Annotated in this window: 14 protein-coding genes; 1 reads left to right on the top strand and 13 read right to left on the bottom strand. The window is 54.6% G+C overall.

Translation table 11 applies throughout. The features are described 5' to 3' along the window. Positions 1-72: 72 nt before the first annotated feature. From GT019_RS32575 to GT019_RS28890, 6 genes are all read right to left on the bottom strand, one after another. Entirely contained in the window at positions 73-813 is a 741-nt protein-coding gene (locus tag GT019_RS32575; RefSeq protein ID WP_201755638.1) for a barstar family protein, read from the bottom strand. A 452-nt stretch (positions 814-1,265) separates the two neighbouring features. Further along, positions 1,266-1,775, bottom strand: coding sequence for a DinB family protein (locus GT019_RS28910; protein WP_161746924.1), 510 nt, complete (start codon positions 1,773-1,775; stop codon positions 1,266-1,268). A 273-nt stretch (positions 1,776-2,048) separates the two neighbouring features. After that, on the bottom strand, positions 2,049-2,525 hold the full coding sequence (locus GT019_RS32755; RefSeq protein ID WP_407945113.1) for a VanZ family protein: 477 nt from the start codon (positions 2,523-2,525) through the stop codon (positions 2,049-2,051). A 160-nt stretch (positions 2,526-2,685) separates the two neighbouring features. After that, positions 2,686-3,156: an NUDIX hydrolase gene (locus GT019_RS28900; protein ID WP_161746922.1), complete on the bottom strand. Its 471-nt coding sequence runs from the start codon at positions 3,154-3,156 to the stop codon at positions 2,686-2,688. Positions 3,157-3,181: 25 nt separating this feature from the next. After that, positions 3,182-3,928 carry a hypothetical protein gene (locus GT019_RS28895; RefSeq protein ID WP_161746921.1) on the bottom strand — a complete coding sequence of 249 codons (747 nt, stop codon included), beginning with the start codon at positions 3,926-3,928 and terminating at the stop codon, positions 3,182-3,184. Further along, a complete protein-coding gene (locus GT019_RS28890; protein WP_161746920.1) occupies positions 3,925-4,647 on the bottom strand; it encodes a hypothetical protein in 723 nt (240 codons plus the stop codon). Before GT019_RS28890 ends, GT019_RS28895 begins: the two co-directional genes overlap by 4 nt. A 697-nt stretch (positions 4,648-5,344) precedes the next feature. On the opposite strand from GT019_RS28890, the gene GT019_RS28885 reads away from it, so the two are divergent. Further along, on the top strand, positions 5,345-6,580 hold the full coding sequence (locus tag GT019_RS28885; RefSeq protein WP_161746919.1) for a hypothetical protein: 1,236 nt from the start codon (positions 5,345-5,347) through the stop codon (positions 6,578-6,580). A gap of 279 nt (positions 6,581-6,859) precedes the next feature. Here the strand turns inward: GT019_RS28885 and GT019_RS28880 are convergent, their stop codons facing one another. From GT019_RS28880 to GT019_RS28850, 7 genes are all read right to left on the bottom strand, one after another. Then, positions 6,860-8,305 carry an L-fucose/L-arabinose isomerase family protein gene (locus tag GT019_RS28880; protein ID WP_161746918.1) on the bottom strand — a complete coding sequence of 482 codons (1,446 nt, stop codon included), beginning with the start codon at positions 8,303-8,305 and terminating at the stop codon, positions 6,860-6,862. 42 nt (positions 8,306-8,347) lie between these two features. Then, positions 8,348-10,915, bottom strand: a complete 2,568-nt coding sequence (locus GT019_RS28875; RefSeq protein ID WP_161746917.1) for a beta-mannosidase — start codon at positions 10,913-10,915, stop codon at positions 8,348-8,350. A gap of 34 nt (positions 10,916-10,949) precedes the next feature. After that, the gene (locus GT019_RS28870; protein ID WP_161746916.1) at positions 10,950-17,060 is read right to left on the bottom strand and encodes an Ig-like domain-containing protein; all 6,111 of its coding nucleotides are present in this window, start codon (positions 17,058-17,060) and stop codon (positions 10,950-10,952) included. A 92-nt stretch (positions 17,061-17,152) separates the two neighbouring features. Continuing rightward, positions 17,153-18,796 carry an ABC transporter substrate-binding protein gene (locus GT019_RS32570; RefSeq protein WP_161746915.1) on the bottom strand — a complete coding sequence of 548 codons (1,644 nt, stop codon included), beginning with the start codon at positions 18,794-18,796 and terminating at the stop codon, positions 17,153-17,155. 76 nt (positions 18,797-18,872) lie between these two features. Then, entirely contained in the window at positions 18,873-19,781 is a 909-nt protein-coding gene (locus GT019_RS28860; RefSeq protein ID WP_161746914.1) for a carbohydrate ABC transporter permease, read from the bottom strand. A gap of 11 nt (positions 19,782-19,792) precedes the next feature. After that, positions 19,793-20,695, bottom strand: a complete 903-nt coding sequence (locus GT019_RS28855; RefSeq protein ID WP_161746913.1) for an ABC transporter permease — start codon at positions 20,693-20,695, stop codon at positions 19,793-19,795. A 188-nt stretch (positions 20,696-20,883) separates the two neighbouring features. After that, positions 20,884-23,220: an AraC family transcriptional regulator gene (locus GT019_RS28850; protein WP_161746912.1), complete on the bottom strand. Its 2,337-nt coding sequence runs from the start codon at positions 23,218-23,220 to the stop codon at positions 20,884-20,886. Between the last annotated feature and the right edge of the window lie 3 nt (positions 23,221-23,223).

Genomic DNA, 23,223 nt, shown 5'->3' with positions numbered 1-23,223 from the left:
CAAGATTTTAAAGCAATTCCCCTTAGAAAATGATTTTTGAAGAGAGGTATTGACCGCCTCGTTCATATCAGCTTAATCAGTTAACAGTATTTTGCATCCGCGGCTAGTAAGGATTTGAAACAACAAAGAAATACATCGAGCATGGTTTTCCGGCTTACTCTTGAATGAATAGTGAAAGTCCGTCCACTCTAACGTAAAGGGAGGGACCAAACCAAACCCTCCACTTAAACAATCACTAAGACTATCCAGATTCGCACCATAATAGCCAAAAGGGCCATTAACTGCTTCACCTAAGGCAAGATACAGCGTCACTTCATCTTGAATATATTTACCATCAATTCTTACTACTTGATCTTTTCGCATCGTATCATCCATTAGGCGCCTTAGACGGACAATTTGTAACCAAGCTCGTTTCTCTTCCAACTTTTTCCATTGCCCATAGGCGTTAGGGTTTTCACGTAGTTGATCCCAAACTTTATTTGCTAAAGGCAAAGGTTCTTCCCCAAAATACCCCCCTATAGTAATAGGTGTCTCTTCCGATAATTCTAATGGATTTATTTTAACCATTTGATCCGGACTGAAATAATATCCACCTAGACTCGTACCGTCCTTGCTCAGGAAATTAAGATAGAAGTTTGAAAAAATTATTTTAGGCATGACCCTACACACCTCTGAAAGTGTAAAGCTATGCAAAGTCAGTAGCGAATAGCATTTTTCATCGTTTCTCATCTCTTGTTGTACTACCTCTACCGCTTTACAGAAACCCAATACTTGATCAGTGTCATCGTCAACAATCGAAAATTTATTACTCACGGATTCCCTCCAAAAATAGATAACAGACTTTCTTACCCTTCAAAGAAAGGTCCCCCGTGCGCGAGCACGAGTCCACGTTCTTAATTTTTGTTCACATTCCTTATCTACCCGTTAGGTACGTGGAGCAGCGTGCAACAGAGCAGCAAAAAAGGAGCGAAAACTCGCCCCTTCTGTTCCCGCAAGCGGTTCGATTGCCGAAATTGACGGTACATCCCCTTTTCTATCCGGATAACGATTTATCCATTGGAGAGATCCTGCGAATAAGCGAGGACTCGTAAGAAAACTACATCGTACCGAGGGAATTGAATGACTTTTTCTTATTTGAGAATATGTTTTACTTTTTTTGACAAATCTCCGATCAGCACCCAATCGCTGCTGTTTTTTACCCATCTTGTCCTCTATTCATATCAGTCTATGAACGGGACGGAAAGAGTGCCATAAAACAAGAACGACTAACTCAAGTAACGATTTCGGATGACCCTCATGTGATGAAGCTCGTGTCCTGCCATGCCGTAAGCGAGGGCGCGCACCGTAATGCTTACGTTGTTGGCTGTACCCTTTCGGGACCACGCCTCCGTCGGCAACCCGCGCAGCAGTGAGATCGTCGATTGCCGTACGGCCCGGTAGTCTTCGGCCACTTGCGCGGTTGTCCAGCTTCCGAAAGGAGGAATGAACAATTCCTGGTCGAAACCGGGCAGAGGCGTCTGATCCCCTCTTGCAAATCGGAGCAGGCGGTAGGACATGACGCGCTCACTGTCTGCGATGTGGCCCACGACTTCTTTCAGCGTCCATTTTCCTTCCGCATACCTATAGGCGCTCTGGCTTTCGGTCAACGATGCCAGCAACTCGGTCATTTGCTTTTCCTGGGCGAGCAGAATGTCGATGATGTTGCCTCCCGGGGCCAACCGGATATACTCGCCGGCGTCCCCGGCGTATTCTTCTTTTGACGGTCTTTGGTTCATGCGTAATCACCTTTCTATGAAGATATAGATAACTAAAATGCTCTTTCCAATTGCACTACTAGGATTTTTTTGCGAAATTCGTAACTTCGGCATATCTAATGAATTCGCGAAAGAATAGAACTTGCCTTCCATCAATTGAGAATAAGCAACCACTTAGTTGGTTGGCCGCCACGCTAAAAAACCCTTTAGCGCAACGATGGCATCCGATCGTTCTGATGCCGGTCGCCGTGGTGTCATGATTGAGCTATCGTACCCGTCAATCAACAACCTTCTTTACCTTGTATGGGTAGAGACCGCGTCGAATTTCTTCATTAACGCTAAACAGGCTTTGTAATTAAAATAACCAGATATTGCCCCTAATGAGTTGAGTATTACATCATCAACATCGAAACTACCAGCGTGCAACAGCATTTGTGAAACTTCAAGAATAACAATAATAAATAGGACAAACAAGAAAAAACGTTTGAAATATCTAAGTTTGCTTGAAAAGTATGGCGTACTAAACCCAAAGGGGATAAACAATATAATATTTCCGAAGAGATTGTTAAACCAAGTGTTAAAATTGTAATTGTTATACCCTGTTAAGTACGTTGAGATTGTTTTGAATGGGATTAGGTTATAGTCGTAGCGCAAAAGATAATAATCATTCAATAGTCTGTTATCCAAAAACAAGGTTCTTACAATAAATAAAACATAAATGAGTGTTAAGCCTATCAGTAAAATCCTTGTTAGAACTTTCAAAACTCGCATGATGATTCCTTTCGTCCTTATTATTGTATATATCATTTCTCGACCTAATAACCAATTTCCTCTAATCTTCATTTTATTACGTAAACTGCCATTTACTTCAACGGACAACGGCAGCCGATCGTGTGTTACATTATAGTTCCCTGTAAGTTCAATCAATTACCTATCTAATACATCCCTTCCTTTGAGCAATAAAATCCTCAACAGCATCTTGGTGCTGTTTTACAAACAAAGGAGGTAAATGGGTTATTGGAAAGTAAGCCAATTCTAAAGTTTCATTCCCGTCTGCTTTGAGCGATCCTTCTATAGGTTTACATTGAAAAAAGAATGAGATTGTCTGAGCCTTATCACCGTTAGGATATTCATCAAAGTATTTAGTGTACGCACCTATGAGATGCTCAACTTCTACCTTTAAGCCAGTTTCCTCCAAAACCTCACGGATTGCTGTTTCAGTCGCAGATTCTCCAAGTTCCATTGCTCCTCCTGGAAATCCCCAAGCATTTCTGTCTCCCCTTTTTTGCAGAAGAATTTCGTTGTTTTGATTATAGATAATCGCTCCAGAAAAGTTCAGAAAAATTAAATCATGTCCAACTTTCTCTCGAATAAATCGAATATAATTGCGCTCATTTAACATGCTATTCCCCCTCTTAATCGATGAATCAATCAATTTGTGGCCTCTCCAAATCCGTCTCGTTCATGATCATTAAAAACTCCGTATCCTCATCGCCGCTCTTGGAGGAGCTGCCGAGCTGAGGTGCGTCTTTGGCGTAGACAGGAAGATACCCGACATATATCGTGGATGGACGAGAAAAAGACTGCGAGAATATATTATCCATGATATTAGCGGCAGGCGCCCTGCCTAGCTTCTCGTCCTCGCGCATAATGCCTGCCCATTCCTCAGGAAACGGCATGGCTCCATACGGATGCTCCGTTACATTGACGAGCATTTCCATTTGCACGCGCGGTACATAGTAATATACTCCATTCGACATACCGGCATGTCGATCTCGAATAAGGTAGAAGCGGAATTCCTTCACTTTCTCAACAGGATTATTATTCCATACCATATAACGCTCAGATGGATCGGAATGATCGGTGACTCTTACTTCGGGCCTGCCGCTCATATCTACTCTAGCCACGCTCCACTTCCGCTTCTCCCATTTCAGGAATCCCATCCCGTGAATACCTTGACTAGATACAAATGGGATAAAAACTTGTTGTGCGGTCAGCTTAACATTGTTGAGCACGACTGCCGCGTCTGCTTCAGCGTCGTACTCGTTTAACTCCACTATAATTTCGTCCGCACTCGGAAGCGGCCCCGGTTTACCGTCATAAGTACGAAAGAAGACGATCACCGCAGCCGCAATTATAAGAATTACGACTATTAGCAGCCTTCTTCCTCTCATTCGCTTACCTCCATTCTCAACATCGGCTTCTCAGAACGGTAGTAGTAATACCGATCCTTTGTAGCGAGTAATAATCCCTTTCCATCAGCTTCCAAATAAGCTGAGGCATGCAGACCGCTCCCCCAGCGAGCGTCTGCTCCGAGCAGTGCATAAGGGAAACGTTCTTGCTGGTACTGTGTGCCGTCCTCTGATTTTGATTCACGGTACCAGTCCAGCGTACCCGACATATCGGATGCCTTTACCTCTGCCAACGAGCTCGAGAACAGCTCTTGATCAAAGGTTGCCTCTCTTGCTGACGGATGAATGGCAACAAGCTTCGCTTTCTCCAAATGGGCCAAGTAAGTGGAAGGGTCATTGCGGTCGTAGAAGGAACCATGAATGAATCCAGCAAGCAGAGCTGTCACCAGAAACAAGTAATTTGCCGTGAAGCCGATCCAAGCAAATTTACGATAGTCCGTCCAGGACCGATTTCGTAAAAAGAGATACGTCACCACGAGACCAAGGGGCAATAAGGCCATATTGACGATTTGCCCGAATAAAGGGAATTTGAACGATAAAGAAAAAAAGCCGGCGAGTGTTACGAGAAGTATCTTCCAGATTGGACGCCTAGTCTCTTGCTTTTGGCGTTGGCGGATTACCAGAGCAAGCACCACGAGCCAACCTAGCAAGCCTGCAGCAGCATCTACTACATTCCAGGAATAATGCCAATCTATTTGCATGCCATCACCTCAATTTGTCCAAATGTTGTCGTAAAAAAAACTAACCCTCCGATCGGATAATTGAAAGGCTGACCACTGGAGCAGAAGTAGCGCTCCGTTCGATTGCCCCGCTTTGCGGGATTTAAGGTGCTCTCAGAAATTGCAATATAGCTATATACTTTTCCTTCGATTGGAAGTTGCACTAAATTACCATTTTATGCAAACAGCATGCAAGGCTCGACTCAATAAGTTCTTCCATTTAAGCAAAGACAAAAATGTCAGCCCCGCATCCTCAAGATTATCTCGACCTTGTTGTTCACGTTCAATGACACGTAACTAAACTTTCAGCCCGTTTACAAGTTCCATATTCTTTAGCCTTTTTTCTTCCACGTAGGTTTATTGTAGATAATTGCCCATTACCATCATAAAAGCTGCCAATCTATTAGTTTGGCAGCTTCGAGTTGATTAACTAGTCTTCGATATCAATGAAATAGGCGTCCTTCGCCATACCGTCGACGATTCCGTAAACCTCCGCGCGAATTCGATTCCGCTTCTCCTTGGACTTTACCAATAACATGATCCTGGCCTCGGAATACTGCGTTCCTCGCCGCAACCTTGTTAGTCCAGACAGCGTCTATACGTTCGGCAAGACGAACAAAGACTGTCGGACAACCGGACAACCGCATTCAAACACAGAATGCACCGAGGAGGATGACTAATGAAGCAGCGAAATACACAAACACGCAGACGCGGGATAATGGTCCGCGCCGCGCTGGCTGCGGCAGCTGCCGCAACGCTGGCCTCAGGAACAGCCGCATATGCAGCGCCTACCGTAACGGACATTCAATTTCATTATGTGTACACAAATGCAGGTACGGGCGACACCTTTTTCAATGTGATGGAAAATAGGAGCGACAGTACTTGGAAGGGCCGCGTGCTTCTACAAACGAAGGACGGGCAATGGGAGATGCTCCCCGATGAAATCGCCGGTTTGTCCCAGCCAATTCAGAGCCCTTACGCCGCCATTTATTCACAGGTCCAGTCGCTGAAGCGGTTCGACGATGCCTATTACGACCCGGATTCGGCTGAACTGGTAACGGGAAGTCTGTATCAGAACTCGCCGAGCGGGAAGTGGGGCTTAAAGTATATCCTGCATTTCGATAAGTTTCCCGCGGAGGGCGGATATAGCAAGGGCTACGGGTACGCGAAGAGGGTCGCCGTCTTGCTGAAAAACAACCAGAACGGCGTCATTCGTCAAATCGGCGACCTTCCTTTCATGCCGCAGTATTTCTGGCTTCCGGATGGCTCGCTTATGGAGCAGCGCTTCAGCAAAGAGGACCGGCAGAACGAAATTGTCCGGATCAACCCGGATAACGGGCTGGCGAAACGGCTCATTCTTGGTTCGCTTGAAGCGTACAGCAATGGACAAAATGAGATTTTGTTCGCGCGCAATGAATCGACACGCACGCCGCAAATCTATGACTTTCGGACAGGGAAAACTCGCCTTGCCGGTAAGAACGAGGCAAATGCGTTGATGGAGAGCTATCAGAGCGCCCAGACAAATACCAGCGGCAAACCGGATGCGCCAGCAGTTCCTGCCGATCTGGATATCGATGCGCTGCCAGTAATGACAACGACATCCCGTCAGCTATCTGAAGCAAATGTGCTGGTGGACGACAAAACGATTTCGGTGCCGTACAGCTTCTTCGGCTTGGACTCCAAGCTCTATGTACCGATACAGCCTATTGCCCAGGCGCTTGGCTGGAAGGTGACCGATGTCCCCGGAAATGAATACAGCTTTTCAATCAAGACGAGTCATCGAGAGCTGCTTGCGGACAAGACGAACAGCCTGATGTATAACAGCCGTTTGTTCGTCCGAATCGACGCCATACGTGCCGCCGGCTACACAAATACCGGCATTCAGTGGATTCAACCGGCTGACTATCACGGATAAGTGTTAAGCTCTGGTATCCGCCGCATTCTGTTAACAGCAAGACCCGGAACTCCGGCAAGTGCCTTGAAATAACATAGCTGGATAGTCTTTGCTGCGCTAAACTCCCCTTTCCCGGCACGTCATGTAGACGCGGCCTCCCGATGCGCGCAGGTTATCGCGATCTGATTGCCGTAACCGCTCGCCCCTCCCCTAATCAATACGGTCTTGCTGCTCACAATACAGAGAAGGCGATGCAGAATAACTGCATCGCCTTCTCTGTATTGTGTAACTAGACTAGCATCAGACCGTCTCCAGCTCCATGCCGAGCACCTTGGACAATCGCTTGATCTGCGTGCCTACGTGACCGACGCCGAGCGCAAAATGATGCGTCGGACCGGCGGCGCACCATCTCTCGATGAAGTCGGCGACGCCGCAATCGAAGCTGCAGCGCGTATTCGTGTTGCCGGTCCGCGGAATCTCGCCTTTGATCGATTCGCCTTCGGCGGCGATCATCTTGTATCGGCCGTCCGCGGTCTGGGAAATGCCGAGCAAGGTAACCGGACCGGCTTGAATGCTGAATTCCACGCCGATGCCGGAGCCGCTCTTGCCATGGAACAGATCCAACCCCCGAATGACCGGTCGGCTGTCGCTGATCTTGACGTTATGCGGACCGTCGTGGCCGACGAGCACGATGTCGTCCACGAAGTCGCACGGATGAAGCTCGGCGAAGGAGCCGCCGGCATCCAACCGATCCATGATCAGCATCGCCGCGCAGGTCTTGAGATCCGCCTCTCCCGCGAGCGGGATACCCTTGCCGGTGAGCAGTGAATTGCCGAGGACCATGCTCGAGCCGATTCTCTCGTATTCGTTGTTGTCCAATCCGCGATAGTAATAAGCGAGTCCGGTCAATCCGTTCAGGGCTACGAGCTTGTCGAGTCCGACAGCCACCTTGGCCGACCATTCCAAGTCCTCCTGCTTGATCGGTCTCGTAATCGGATCGATGAAAGGATCGGCGATCGTGAATACGCGCGTGATCTCTTCGATCTTGTCCGCGATCTCGCGCGGATTCGCGTCGTTCACCAGCTTGGCGAGGTCGCACATCTCCAGCATCTGGACGTGGGAGCCGAACGCCGCCGTGAACGCGGTCGGGTCGGAATTCATATCGTACATGCCTTCGTACGTATGGCCCAAATATCCGATCCGAGCGTACTTGAACGCCCGCCTTGCGTTCGCGACCTGGCACCACATCTTCAACTCGTCCGCGATCCTGGGATCGTCGCGGAGCGTTCCCACGATCATGCCCGCCGCGGGCTTGCCGGCGCGCACGAGCACGCCGCTGATCTCCGGCAGCGAGCAAATGTTATCGTTCGCCAACTGCATATAGGTCGTCGTGTTCCGGTAGTCCAGCCGTTTGAGCGGCTGCAAAGCGACCAACACGGTAGGGACTCCGAGATTCAAGATGGCCGTCGCCGCGGATGACGAGGTGACGTAAGTGCTGAGATTGACGAATAAAAAGTCAACGTCCTGCGCTCTCAGCTTGGCGGCCGCCGCGAACGACCGGTCCAGATTATCGACGAAGCCCGCCGACACGACCTCGACGTCGCAGCCGATCAGCATGCGCTCGAACTCGCGACCGTAACCCTCCAATTCCTCTAGCAGCCCGGGAAATTGCCCCCAATACGGCTCGTGTCCCACCGTGATGACGCCGACGCGGGCTTTGGCTCTTGCGAACGTCGTTATACTCATTTCAGCTTCCACCTTTATACGAATTATAAGTTGATGAATGTCTCAATTCCAGCTGATCAATTCTATTTCCCGGGCTTCCTGGGCATTCGCTCCGGTTCCCGTCGTCAATCTTCGATAGTCGATCGTTCTGCGCTCTCCCGGCAACAGATCGAAGTAATTGTCGGAGAAAACGTATTCGCCATGCAGCAGGACGGCTTTGGCATAACGGTCCGCGGCAACGACCAAGCTTCCTCCGTCAGGTCCTTCCGTCCGGGATGCGATGCGCGCTCCGGAAGGTCGAAGGTCCAAGTCGGCCGGGATCCCCGCGTGATGAACAGAACGGTCTTCCCCGAACGAGCCGACGATATCCATGACGAGAACGCGACGATGATCGAGCAATACGTCCAGTTCCTCCAGCGTAAGCGTCATGACGAGCGAAGAGGTCCCCTCCTCGACCGCGAAGTCGAACGCCCGCGTCCATACGGCTGCCTCGTCTATCAAACCGTTTAGAGTTAAGATGCGAAGCATTCCCTTGCCTTGGATCGCTTCCGGCATATCGTTGCATACCCAGAAGGCGTACCGGCTTTCCCCTTCCTGCCGTTCGATCGACGCGATGACCGGACGGGCGGCTTTCTTGAAGCCGTAATACCCGCCTTTCGGGTACCCGTAATAATCGACGAGGCTCCATCCGCTGGCCGGCCAGCAATCATTGAACATCCAGAACAGAATGCCGCCCGTGTAAGGCCGGTTGCGCCGGTAGATCTCGACGACGAGACGGGTGAGTTCATGCTGCGCGTAAGACATGCGCCGAATTCGTTCGACCGTCGAGACGGCCGGAGGCATCAGCTTGTCGGCAAGCGTAAGCAACGCCCGGAAGAGCGAGTAATCGACCAAGGCGGGATGATTCCTCGTGTGATATTCCAACATGTCGAAGGTCGGATCGTTCAGATCCTCCTCGCTCATGAACCGCCTCAGCGTGTGGATCTCCGGAGTGCCGAACATGGGGAACTCCGGACAGAAGCGGCTCAGCAAGCTTGCGAAGTAGGAGCGGTAATGGCGAAGGTCCGTCCCGTGGAAGACGTCGAACATCTCCAGCAAAGATCCCGTGTAGTGAGCGGTACCGATCGTAAACGAGTTGTTCTTGTTGCCGCCGAACGGGCTTGTCGGCAGGAACGGCCGATGCGGGTCCAGCTCTGCGCATAACCGTCCCGTTATGCGTTCGGAGATCGTCCTTCCCGGGTAGCCCGGATCCTCTTCGCCGTCGAACATGCCGTTCTCGTTATCGCCGTTCCACCAGATCAAGCTAGGGCGGCTGCGCAGCGAGCGAACGACGCCCTCGACCTCGGAGACGAGCGAGGACATCCATTCCTCATCGTCCTCCGGGTAAGTGCCGCAGGCCATCATGAAGTCCTGAAAGACGAGAAGGCCCAGCCTGTCGCACCGGTCCCAGAAGGCTTCCGGCTCGTAGATGCCTCCCCCCCAGACGCGCAGCATCGTCATGCCCGCTTCGCGGGCAAGGCGAAGCAGATTGTCGTAATGCGGATCGGGGATGCGTCCGGGAAACGGATCGCACGGTACCCAATTGGCGCCCTTGCAATAGATCGGAACGCCGTTCACCAGGAGCGCGAACCCGCTTCCGGGCCGATCTCCGTTGTCGTCCCATTCCGTGCCGCGCGCCCGCAACTTGCCGGTCATTCGCTCCTCGAAGCTTCCGGGCCGATCCTGGAGCTGCTCGATGCGCGCCGTCCGGATGCCGAACGAGCATTCCCGCGCATCGACGACGCCCGACGCTCCATGCAGCTTCGCGACCGCCTTGTACAAGGGCTGGCCGCCATACCCGGCCGGCCACCAAAGCTCCGGCTCCGCCAGATCCGCCGTCAGCTCCAGCTTAGGGCCGAGCAGCTTTCTCGTCGCTTGCCATACGGGTTGCCCGGAAGGATCGAGGATGGCAAGCTCCGCCCGAAGCGGGTAACGGGAACGCGAAGTCGCCTCCAACGCGATGCCGACGGCCGCCCCGCGCCCGTCGATCGCCTTCGTATGCACGTAGAGATCGTCGATGGTCGCGACGTCCTCGAAGTCGAGGCGGACCGGGCGCCAGATGCCGTAGCTGACGAGGCGTCCGACCCAATCCCATCCGAACGTGCACTGCATGCGCCGCGCGTAGAGCCTCTCGCTGGTGAATGCCGCGCCGCGCCCGGCGTACGGCTTATCCCCGATGCCCTCCGCGACGGGGCGGAACCTGATTTCGAGCTCGTTGGTCCCCGTTCGCAGCTGTCCGGTCACATCGAATCGGTAACGGACGAACATATTGTCCGTCCGCGCGAGCCTCGTTCCGTTCAGATAAATATCGGCGAAGGTATCCAGTCCTTCGAATACGAGCGTCGCGCGGCCGTCCTCCAAGCGATCGACCTCGAATTCACGCCGATAGGACCATCGCCAATGCTCGACCCACCCGCATTCCTCCGCCTGCTTGCGGTAACCCGGATCGGGAATCAACCCCGCCGCGAGCAAGTCCTGATGCACGTGTCCGGGCACGGAAGCATCGATAGCGATGCTTCCCGGACCGCCTCCCGTTCGTTCGCCTTCGCCCGTTAATTTCCAAACGCCAGTCAATGAAATCGATCGTTTCATCGTCGCTGTCCCTTCTTCGTTCGTCCGCTAATGGTTACGGCAGTTGAAAGACGATCGTCTGATCCGTCGAAGTATCTTTCTGAATATTCGCGAGCGCCGTCCCGTAAGTCATTCCGAACGTGTAGCCGGCCGGGAGCAGCTCTTTGCGAATTTCTCCGTTGACCGTAAGTCCGATCGTCCTCCAGATGCCCCCCGAATATACTTTGGCGGCGCCGCCGTCGACCGGAGCTCCCAGCGCATCCTGCAGCTTGATCAGCACGCTTGCCGTTTGGAAGACGACGACCGGATCCTCGCCGATATTCTGGGCCTTTTGGTTGTAAGCTCCCTCGTAAGTGAGGCCGAACGTGTAGGAGCCCGCGAGCATTTCCTTGCTCAACTCGCCGCTGCCGGTCGTGCCGACCGTCTGCCAGGAGCCGCCCGCGTACAGCTTCGCGAGGCAACCCGCGAGGGCATTGCCCTGACTGTCCTTCAGCAGGATGATCGCCTTGACCGTTTGGAAGACGACATTCGGGTTAACGGCCGTATTCTGAGTAAGCTGCTTCGTCGTCCCTTCGTAGGTCACGGAGAAGAGGTAGCTCTTCTCCGGCAGGGACTTGGTCGCCTTGCCCGAAGCATTCGTCGTTCCCAGATCCTTCCAGACGCCATCGTAATACTTCACGACGCCTCCGCTCAGCGGCTGCCCCGCGCTATCCCGCAATTCCACGGAGGTTGCGGTCGCCGAGAGGACGAAGCTTGCCGTTCGCGCCGCTTCCTCGTTACCGGCTTGATCGATCGACTTGTATAACACGGCGTACGTCCCTTGCTTGTCGAACGCCAATTCCGTCGCGTACGGCTTCCACGTTAAACCGTTATCCAAGCTGTACGTCGTCTGCACGACGCCCGTTCCGCTATCGGCTGTCGTAAACGATACCGTAAGCGGGCCGATATAAGTGCCGTTCGGGCCGTCCGGAGACGACGGACCGAAGACGGCAGAGGTAACGGGAGCGGCGCTGTCCACGTAGACGGTCGCCGATTGCGAGGCACCGCCCGGATTCGTCGCGGTAATAACGGCTACGCCTTCGCCGACGGCGGTGACCGTCCCGCCGGCATCCACCGTCGCCACCGCCGGGTTGCCGGACGTCCAGAAGACGGTCTTGTTCGTTGCGTTGGCCGGCAATACCGTCGCGACCAGCGTCTCGCTCTGCCCGATCGCAAGCGTAAGATCGCTCTTATTCAAGCTAACGCTTGTTGCGGCGTAGTCCACGGGACGCACTTGAACGTCGTCAATGTAGAAATCTTGCAGGTCTCCCGCTTGGTCCGTATAGAAGAACACCTTCGTGTCCGATACGACGCCGGCTTCGTCAATCACGAAGAACCCTTTCACCTGGGTCCATTCCTGGGCGCTGAGAGGATCGCCTCTGAACAAAATCGTCGTCACCGGATCCGTTTTGCCCGTCACCTTATATTGGATACAGATTCGAAGACTAGCGGCATTGACCGGAGCGGCATGCAGCTTTCCCCATACCGAGTAGTAGTACGGTTTGCCTTGCTCGATCGCCGTCGGCATGTAGATATTAGCGAACATGCTGCCGTTCTTGACCACCCGTAACGATTGGGCGCCGCTTCTGTGCTCGGCGGTCGAGAGCGACACCGTCGAGCTGGTGCCGTAATAGGTCGGCTGCAGCGCGCTGCCTTCCATTCCGGGATCGACGATAAGATTGCTGCCGAGCGTCGAATTGGCAGGATAGGCCGCTCCCGCATCAACGGTGACGGTCGTCGTCGCCGTATAGCCGCCATCCATAGACAGGGCGGTAACATGCGCCGTGCCCGTGTCCCTTCCGAATACGTAGCCGTTATCGTCGACGACCGCCACGCTCGGATTATCCGACGTCCAACGGAGCTCCTTGTTAATGACGCCGCTTGGTTGGAACGTCGCCGTCAAAGCCGATGCTTCTCCGAAGTGTACGGCAGCCGTGCTTGGCAAGCTTAAGCCCGTGGCGCGGATCCATGCCGGACTCGTCGTATAATCGATTGGCCTGGCCTCGAGGTCGTCGACATAGAAATCATTGTTGTTCGCGGAGACCTCGGTATAGACGTACAAATAAACTTTGGTGGCCGTGCCCGTCTCCGGAATCGTAAAGTTTCCCTGTACCTGTGTCCAGCCCTGATTACTTAACCCCGGGCTTGTGAACATGATCTTCTGATAGAGCGTCGTGCCAATGTTATATTGCAGGCACAGCCGCAGCGGTTCGCTTAGCGTAGGAGCCTTAGCCAGCCTCGCCCAAGCCGAATAATGATACGTTTTGCCCGACTCCAGGTCGGCCAGCTTAAACATCGCCGCGCTGTATCTGTCGGTCTTGGCGACCCTCAGGGACTGGTGGCCGCTATGGGCTTGCGAATCGACGTATCTGAGCACGGAGTTGGTCGTTACCGTCGTGCTCGGAACCTTGCTCTCCTCCATCCCCGGATCTTGAACGAGATTATCGCCGAGAATCGGCAAGGATGCGGCCGTATCCAATTGAACGGAATCGAGGGCGAACGGTCCTGCCTCAAGCGCGGGAACGACTTTGATCCGATCGATCGTCCCCGTCCAGCCGGTCGCGTTCGTCGCGTCGAAGACATACTCGCGGAATAACGGCTCGTTAGGAAGAATGTAAGAAGAGAGCTGCTGCATCGGGTTCCAAGCGGTGTCGCCGTTCGCCTGATAGTACACCCGGGCTTCGTTGCCGCCGGTCCCGTTGCGAAGCTTCACGCGGATTCGCTTGACGGACGAAGCGTCCACGTTCAGTTGCTCGGGCGATTCGATCGCCGGCTCCAGCCCTCCCGACGTTCCCAAGGCGGTTCCGCTTAACAAGCCGCCTTGCGCTTCGCCTCCCGCGACCTGGCCGTTCGCCGTCCAACCGTCCGCGAATTCGAAGTCCCAGACCACGCCCGAGGGATAGATCCGGATGCTCCCCGCCGTCTCGTCCCAGCTAACCGTCGCTCCCAAAGCGTCATGCAGATAAGAGAGCGGAACGAGAACGGTTCCGTTCGCCAGCAGCGTCGGCGCGTGCTCCAGCGCGATCGGCTGGCCGTTCTTGCCGGCCGACGAAGCGCCGACCGTCACTTCGTGGACGTTGCCGTTCTTCACCCCGATCAATCGTTGATTCGCGGCATCCCATTCGGATTTGATATCCAACTGAAGCCAAATATCCTTGATCGGAACCATCACGACGCCGTCTTGAACGAGGGGCGGCTGGCTGAACGTCTTGCGTTTGCCGTCTACGTATAGCTTGATGTCCGCGGAGTCGTTCGCGACCGCCCGGACGTAATCGATGTCGACCGTCCCCAAGGCCGATACCGGGTCGATCCGAATCTGCCGGATGTTGCCGGCCCAGCTCTTGTTACGCCACATCTCCACGTAATAGTCGGTGTATCCGTCGTCCTGCGGATTGACGTAGAAGCCCATCGCTTTGGTCTCGTTCCAATCCCCGTCGAGCTCCGTCGTGAAGAACACCCTGCCTTCGATATCGTTGGCATTGTTCTTCATGCGGATCTTGAGATACGGAGCATCCTCCGCTTTGATTCCGAGGTGGTCGCCGGAGACGATGCCCGGATCCGTGTTGTTGAACACCGCCGTCAAGCTGCCCCCCGAGACGCTGACGGAATCTACCGTCCTTAGCGCGGTCCAGCCTTCCTTGTCGCCGGCGGCATTGAATTCCCAGGACGCGACGGAATTGCCGGAGTAGGCCGGAGCCGTCAGCGTCCGGTTAAGGACGACTCGGTCAGCCGGATACAGCACGCCGATCCGATCCTTCTGCGCCTGAGTCGGAACGATATCCTCATGGGTAGAGCTGCCCGCGAAGACGTCGCGAATAGCGTCCACGTATCCGAATCCGGCCAGCCCGGCCGGCATGATGAAGTGGCCTTCCCCGAATTCGTTCCAGTTGTCCAGCATGACGAGCTTCTTGCCGAGATTATCCGAGGACAGCGAAGGAATGTACGTGTCCTTCGTCCACTGCGCGAGCGACCGGAATTCCGTCGGCGTCGCGTAATAACCGGCGCTCAGCCCCCAAGCGGTATCGTCCCGGCCCATGCTCAATCCGGCGATAACGTCGAGCCCTCCGAATGCGTTCTCCGCCGTAAGCTTCAGCTTCTGATAATCCGGATGGCCGCCGAAGGAGCCCCAAGAATAAGCGTATACCGCATCGAAGCCTACTTCTCCGCGATTGATCAAGTCTTGCGCATTCATCCCGTTATACACGTTCAATAGGATCAAGTCGTCGAAGCCTGCCGCCTTCACCTCATTCCGGAGATAAGCGATATTGGCCTTCGCATCTGCGATCCTGTCGGACAAGGAGGTCTTGGTGGACAGATTCACGAACTGATCGTAGTTGTAGATCGTGAATACCGGCTTATCGTCGATCTTCAGATACCGAGGGTCCTTGAAGTAGTATTCGATCCAGTAAGGCACCAGGTTGCTGCGGAAGTCGTTGCTGTCGGCCGCTTTGGAGTTCAAGTTCTCCCACATGATCGCGAAGTCTACCCGGTCGCTGTACGCCGAGTTGAAGTAACCGTCGTGCAGGGCGGAGCCGAGGAAAGGATCCTTCACCGGCGAGTTCTCGCCGCCGATCGGGCGGAACCAGCATGACATCTGGAAGCCGATTCCGTGTTCGGCCTGCCACTTGGTCTCCCAATCCGCCGTCTCCGGATTGCCTTCGTCGTAGAACCCGAGCAGCGGCGTACGATCGGGATACGGATTGATCATATCCCAGCCCAGGTGGGTGCCTTCCCTCCACATCGGACAGCTCTGCACGCCGACGACTTGGTCTCCCGTGCTTACGGCGGCCGGAGCCGGAACGTAGTCGGACGGCAGCGGAGTATCCGCGTTCACGACGATGTCGTCCAGCCACATCGTGCCTTTATCGGCGGCCGAAGTCGAGAACCGAATGCCGTCCACGGACGAGACGCCCGAGGCCAGCGCGACATGCTCCGCCTTGAGCTTGCCGTTAACGTAGATGTCCGCCTCGGAGGAATCGAGCCTCAGCTTCACCTTGAGGTCGTACCACAGATTGGCCCTGTAGTTGCACACTTCGCCCTGATCCTCGGGGTTGTCGGGGTCGTCCTTGCACAGCTTGACCGGGCTGCCGGACGCATCGACGTAAGCCAGCCTCCCGTTCGACGTGACCAGCTTCAGAACGGTATTCGTCCCGTCCGTGAGCTCAGCGGCAAGGCCGTTCGTCTTGGCGGGAATAAAGATCTTATATCCCGCCGTCACCTCGCCCTCGAGAGATGCGAAGCTCTTCGAGAGCGACATGGCGCCCGCGGCGTTCGCGGCATCCATCTTGAAGCTGTAGATATCCGGCTTCGGGGACATGACGTAATTGCGCGAAGTTCCGCCCACTAAGCCGGACATCTGCCCCACGTTGATCGTGCCGCCCGAGGCGGCGGATACCCAATCTCCCGGAACGGAGCCGCCGATCACCGATAACAGTCGCTCGTTAACGGCATACCCTTTATAGATTTTGAGAGGGGTAAAGTTGAAGTCGCCTTTCGAGACGGTTCCTGTCGTCAACAGGAACCGATTGAACGAATCGACCGGATTCGCGAAGGATTTCGCCGTCGCTCGCTTAACGCCGTTAATATACGCGTCCGTCTGGCCGGCGGACAAATCCGCGATCACCTTTACGCCGTATTCTTTAGTGGCCTCGTAGGCCTGCAAGGTCACCGCGCCTCCGCCGGCCGTCTGCAGCACGAGATTGTTCCCGCTCGTTACGATGCTGACGCCCGCGGTATCGCCGTCCAGCAGCTGCCACTTCAGGCCGTCTATGATCGCCAGCGGCTTGAAGCGGAATTCCATCGTGACGACCCCTCCGCTCTGCTCGGGGAACTTCCGGCTCATCGATACGGGAAGAACGTCGCTCGTGTCGCTGACCTTCAGCGTGTCGGCGTATAGGCTGACGAGCCCGCCGCCCGCCGCCCGAACGTCCCAACCGGAAGGCTGGCTCTCTCCGGGCACGAGATTGGACAGGAACGTGAAGTTCTCGTCGACGAGATAAGTCGCGCCCGCCGGCGCTTCGGCGCCCTCGGCGACGGTCGTCCGGGAGTACCCGACGATCAGGAGCGAACATAAGGCCACGGCAATGCTTAAAGCGGTCCATCCAAACTTGGATGTAAACATCATCATTGGATTCCCCTTTGCATCGTTATTAGAAGCATGAAGCAAAATCGGCGACCCTACTACCGCGTAGCAGAGCCGCCGACCCCTCTTCCGTCCAATCAGCTGTCGGAAGCTTTCCAAGCGTCGAACTGCTTCTGGGCTTCGGCCAGAATTTTGTCCATGCCCGCGTCGTCCAACCGCTTCTGAAGATCCGTGTAATACTTCTCGAAGTCCGGCATGGAGCCCGTCGTCAGGATCGGATTCGATTCCTTCTGAATGGCGCTCACTTGCGCGATCTCGTTCTTCACCGGCTCCGGATTAAAGATAAAGCCGAGAATGCCGGAGGCTTTGCCGTTGTCGTTGTTCTTCTTCATCGCTTCCAGGGCGGCCGTGGAATTCCAGTTCGAATCCCATTGATCCCACAATGGCCCGAGCCAGTTGTGCCAGATCGCCCACGTTTGCTCGGAGCCGCTCGTCGCTTCGATCGTCGGAGCGTCGTCCTTGACCGTTCCGGACTTCACCGTATAGTTCTTGCCTTCGACGCCGTACGCCAGCGTGTTCAACAAGTACTTGTCGCCCCAGATCAGGTTCAGAAGCATCATCGCTCTTTCCGGGTTCTTGGACGTGGCGCTAATGGCCGTCGCGGCCGAGGTCATCGAGTTCGTCGAGATGGTCGGGTAGCCGGACAGCGTCTCCACCGTCTGGAAGCCATAGGTCGCCGTCGACTTCGAGCCGTCTTCGGTATAGCCGCCGGAATCGCGCATGACGGCGTATTTGCCCGATTTGGCTTCGGCCAGGTAATCCGTCTTGATGGCGGCATCCTTCGCGATGTAGCCCTTCTTGTAGAAGTCGTTGATCGTTTGGTAGTTGGCCTTGTTCTGCGGAACGTCCAGAATCTTGACGATCGTGCCGTCCTTTTCGCTATACGAGATCCCCGGGCTGATCGTCGTGTAATCGTACAAGGTCACCCCGGAAGCCGTTCCGTTGGCCGTGGCCAGGAGCGGAATCATGTCGGGCTCGTTCTTCTTGATCTCCGCCAGGAACGGCTCCAAATCCTGGATGCTCTTGACGCTCTTGTAATCGAAGTTGTACTTTTCGACCAAGTCCTTCTTGAAGACGTGGGCGCCCGCCGGAGAGTAAGGCGTTTGCGCCGGAATCGCCATGATCTTTCCGTTGTAGGTCACCGCCTTCCAAGCGCGGGGATCGACCTTGGCCAAGATGTTCTGCCCGTACTTCTTGAGCAGATCGTCGAGCGGCAGCAGGGCGCCTTTCTGCACGTTATCGCTGATCCGATTGGACGAGTACGTGGAGAAGACGATATCGTAGGGCTCGCCCGCCGCCGAGATCAGCTTCATCTTGTCTTCCCATCCGGCATTGTCGATGAGGTTAAGGTGCAGCTCGGCGTTTATTTTATCCTTGATGATCTTGTTCGCTTCCGCCTCGACGGCTTCCTGATCCTTCATGTTGTCGATCGGCTTCGGCATGTACCAGCTGAGCTTGACGAAGTCCTTCGTCTCGCCGCCGGTATCCTCTGGAGCAGCGGCCTCCGAGCCTTGGGATGCGGACTCCGCGGCTTCTTGGCTGCCGTCCGGGCTGGCAGCTGCATTCCCGTTCGCGTTCCCTTTCGAGTTTCCATTCGAGCTCGAGTTCGAATTCGAGCTCGAATTCGAATTGCAACCGCTTACGATAACCATTGCGGCAAGCATTAAGGCCGTTCCCGACAACATCCGTTTCTTTGATGCTTCGTTTGTTACACGACTCACTTGGATTGCCTCCCCTGTAATTTGCATGTCTTCTATAATCAGCGACTATAAGCTCGAAGTCTTATAGCGTCAATTATCAACCCTTAACGGAGCCCACGGTCAAGCCTTGCACGAAATATTTCTGGAAGAGCGGGAATACGAGAAGCATGGGACCCGCGGCCAGAATGCACATCGCCATTCGCGCGCTCAAGGAAGGCACGAGCATTCCCGGTTTGACCAATCCGTATTCGATCGCTTCCGCCGAATTCAAGTACTCCATGTTCTTCAAGACGCGGATAAGCAAGTATTGCAGCTTCATCAGGTTGTCGTGATCGACGTAGAGCAAGGTCAGCCACCAATCGTTCCAGTATTGCAGGGCAAAGAATAAGCTCAAGGTCGCCAGCGCCGGTTTGGATATCGGAAGCACGATTTGCGCGAATATTCGCAGCTCGCCCGCTCCGTCGATTTTGGCCGACTCGATGATCGCTTCCGGAATCGTCTGCAGGAACCCTTTCATCAGCATGACGAACCAGCCGCTGATCAAGTAAGGCAGAATAAGCGCAAGCATCGTGTTCTTCAAGCCCAGCCACTTGACCATCAGAATATAGGAAGGAACCATCCCGCCGTGGAACAGCATCGTGAAGAACACGAAGAAGGCGAGGAAGGAACGGAAGCGATAATCCTTGCGCGAGATGGCATACGCGTAGGAGGTCGTCACCCACATGCCGACTATCGAACCGATGACCGTCGTCGCGATCGTCACGAAGTACGATCGGAACAACGCCTTGGGATCGTGCAGAATGACGCGATAGGCGTCCCAGGTAAAGTGCTTCGGAAGAATGGAATAGCCGAATTTCACGATATCGTTCTCGCTTTGCAGGGAGGTCCCTATAATGACCAGGAACGGGAATAGGCAGGCAACGCAGAGCAAGAGGAAGACCAGATGGATGATCGCCTTGCCGGCAGGCAACGGTCTTCTTGCGAGCGTCTTCGCGTACGCTTTCATGGTTTCGCCCCTTAGAAGAGAGAGTTTTCCGGATTGATTTTTTTGACGATGGCGTTCGTGACGAGGACCAGGCAGAAGCCTACGATCGATTGGAAAAACCCCGCCGCCGAAGCCATTCCGATATCGCCCAGGTCGATCAGCGACCGATAAACGAACGTATCGATGACGTCCGTCGTCTCGTAGAGCAGGGAAGAGTTCAGCGTCACGTTATAGAACAGGCCGAAGTCGCTGTAGCAGATGCTGCCGATCTGCAGAATGACGAGCATGATGATGATCGGCTTGATCATCGGCACCGAGATCGAGATTGCCCGGCGGAGCTTGCTCGCCCCGTCGATCTTGGCGGCATCGTAATATTCCGAATCGATGCCCATCAGCGCGGCGTAATAGATGACCGAGCTGTACCCGAGCCCCTTCCACACCGCCGCGATCACGATGATATAAGGCCAATACTTCGGATCGCTGTACCACATGATCGGTTCTTCGCCCAGGGAGACCAGAAGGCGGTTCACGACGCCGTATTCCATGTCGAATAACGAGCGGAACGCGAATCCGGCCACCACCCAGGAGATGAAGTAGGGGATGAACAGAATCGTCTGGTACGCTTTCACGAATCGGCGGCTCAACTCGTATAGAAGCAGAGCGACGATGACCGAGAGCGTCGTGCCGAGCACGATGAACGTCATATTGTAGAGAATCGTATTCCTCAGTACCCGGTACAGCGCGTCCCCGTTGAACAGATAGCCGAAGTTCTCCAGCCCCACCCAAGGACTGTTCCATATCCCGAGGTTGTAGCGGTACGTCTTGAAGGGCAGCAGCAGCCCGTAAAGCGGCACGTAGTTGAAAATAATAATGAGCAGAAATCCCGGCAGAGCCAGCATCGACAATCCGGCGGATTTCCTGACCATCCTGATCATGCGTCCCGCACCTCCTTCTTCTCGTTGTTGTCGTCCTACCCCAACTTTAGGCGCGGCCGAGGCCGCTGTATAGTTTAAATCCGGTATTTTCCTTCAAAATCGCGCCGCAAAAGGCCGCAACGGGCACCGTTCGGAGCAAAAAAGCAAAAACGGAGCCCGGCGATTGCTCGCTTGAGCTCCGTTATCGGCTAATTGATTTTGTTCAAGTTCCGCTGCAGCGCATATTCTCTCGGCGTCACCTTGTACTTCTTCTTGAACAGGCTAAAGAAGTACGTTTCGTTCGTTAAGCCCACCTTCTGCACGACCTCGTTCACGCTTAAATCCTCTTGCAGGAGAAGCTCCGCCGCCCGGGATAGCCTCACGTCGTTAATCATGTCCGCGATGGACAGATTCGTCGCCTGCTTGTAGATCTTGCTCAAGTTGCGGGCGGAGATCTTCATCATGGCCGCGATCGAGGGCAGGCTCAGGGACAAGTCGCGATAATGGTTATGAATGTATTCCGTGACGGCGTCCACGACGAAATCGTTCAGCGTATCCGTATTCTCGGCCGTCTCCTTGTTGATGGAATCCAACAAGCCTCCCTGGAGGATCCGATGGATCTCGGCCATCGTCTCCTTCTCCATGACGTGCCTGCCGAACGAGGCGATCTGCAGCGAAGGAGCCGGGGTTATCCTCGCTTCTTCCAACGCCTCGACCGCCGTATCGAACAGTCTTATGATCGAGACCAAGGCATTGTGGTAGTTAAGCGTCTCCATCTCTCCGAACAGGTTCGCCAGCACTTCCTTCATCCCGGCCACGTTGCCCGACTTGATCGCCTCCGCGAACCATTCTTCCAATTCCTTCGGGTAGCCGGCCTTCTTGTTCTCGACGTTCCGGCGAACGCGCGAATGCGTAATGAGGGATCCGTGTCCGAGGTGCAGCCGGTACATGGACAGATCCAACGTCTGATTGTACAGCGCATGCAGGTCGCTTATCTCTTCGGCATGGCCGCTGATCGCCGCCGTGAAGGTGACCTTGAAGAACCGGGTGAAATTGTCCTGCGCTTCGGCGAGCAGCCCGGCCAGTTCGGCGGCATAAGCCCCGTCCCGATCCGGAACGCTCACGAGCAGCAGCACGTGGTCTTCCTTCATATCGATTCCTTCGTTAGGGAACGATTTGGCCACCGTCTCGGATGCGATATTGAGCATCGCGAACCGGAACATCTCCTTGTCCCTGGCATTGAAGGCTTGTTGGAACTCCTTGTAATTATCGATCTTTAACAAACAGACGGCATGCGTGCCTGACGGCGACAAAGAAATTCTCATCTCCTTGAATAGGGACGCGAGCTCCTCCCGCGAAATCGCGAGGCGTTCGTCGAGCAATCGCCGCAGCCAATAATGCCTCATTAAATCCTTGTTATCGTGTTTCTCCTTGTAGAACAACTCGAGCTCTTCCATCGACTGCCGGAAGACGGCGTTCAGATACGAGATTTCGTCGACGGCTTCGTCCTCTCCCGTCCCCCGCAGCCGATCTCGCTTGACCGCGTTCACGAGGTTGCCGAACGGCCGGTAGATTCGGCGGGAGATCACGATCGCGAGGACGAGAGCGAGCAGCAGCATAAGGAGCGTGATGAGAATCAGGCTTGCGCGCAGACTCGCGATCGACCGATAGACTTCTGCGACCGGTTGCGCCTTCAGCAGGGTCATGCCTGCGCTCTCGACGCTCGAGTACGTGACCAGGTACTCGGTCCCGCCGTGCTTGCTCTGGAAGAAGCCGTCCGGATCGCCGTCCGGATGATCGGCTCGATAATCGACGAAGTCGGCCTTCAACGCCTGCATGATTCCGTTATCGCCGGAGCCGTCGGCCAGATACGCTCCGGATTGGTCCAAGAGGAAGATCGTGTCGCCCTTCCGCTTGTCGATCATGTTGATCTGCCGGATGTTGTCCAAGAGCCACTCCGCTCTGACGTTAATGACGATAACGCCCTCCGGCTTCAGATCTTCCGGGGAGGTCTCGTACATGAAGTACGAGAAGACGCGCTCGGGACGGGACTCGCCGTTCACCAGCTTCCGGATGTCGCGGAAGATCGGCTCCATCTTCGGAGGCAGTCGCTCCGAACGGTTGAGCGCGTCTATCATCTGGTCTTCGAAGAACAAGGGACTTCCCGCGTTGTACGTCTGGTTTAAGTGGCGATTGTAGATCGTCAGGGAATGTATGTACGCGTTGGTCGACGTGATGGAGCTGGTCACTTTATTCAGCCGATTGGCCACGTCGACCATATCCTCTTGCTTCGCGTACATCACCGCGTCCACGTCGCTGTTTAGATACAGAGACTTGCACAAGCTGGCGATCGCGTCGTCCATGAACGCCATATTGTATTTCACTTGGTACAGGATCTTCTGGTTGGAGACGTACTCGTTCTTCACGAGCAGCTTCTGGGTGTTGATGCCGACGACCGCCGACAGCAAGACGACAACGAGCAGGATGGCGATGCTGATCCAAAGAAACATTTTGAAGTAATACATCTTGACCCCGAATCGCTTCATGCG

Source organism: Paenibacillus glycinis, from assembly GCF_009909185.1.
Taxonomy (GTDB): domain Bacteria; phylum Bacillota; class Bacilli; order Paenibacillales; family Paenibacillaceae; genus Paenibacillus_Z; species Paenibacillus_Z glycinis.
This window is presented reverse-complemented; position numbering and strand designations above follow the sequence as displayed.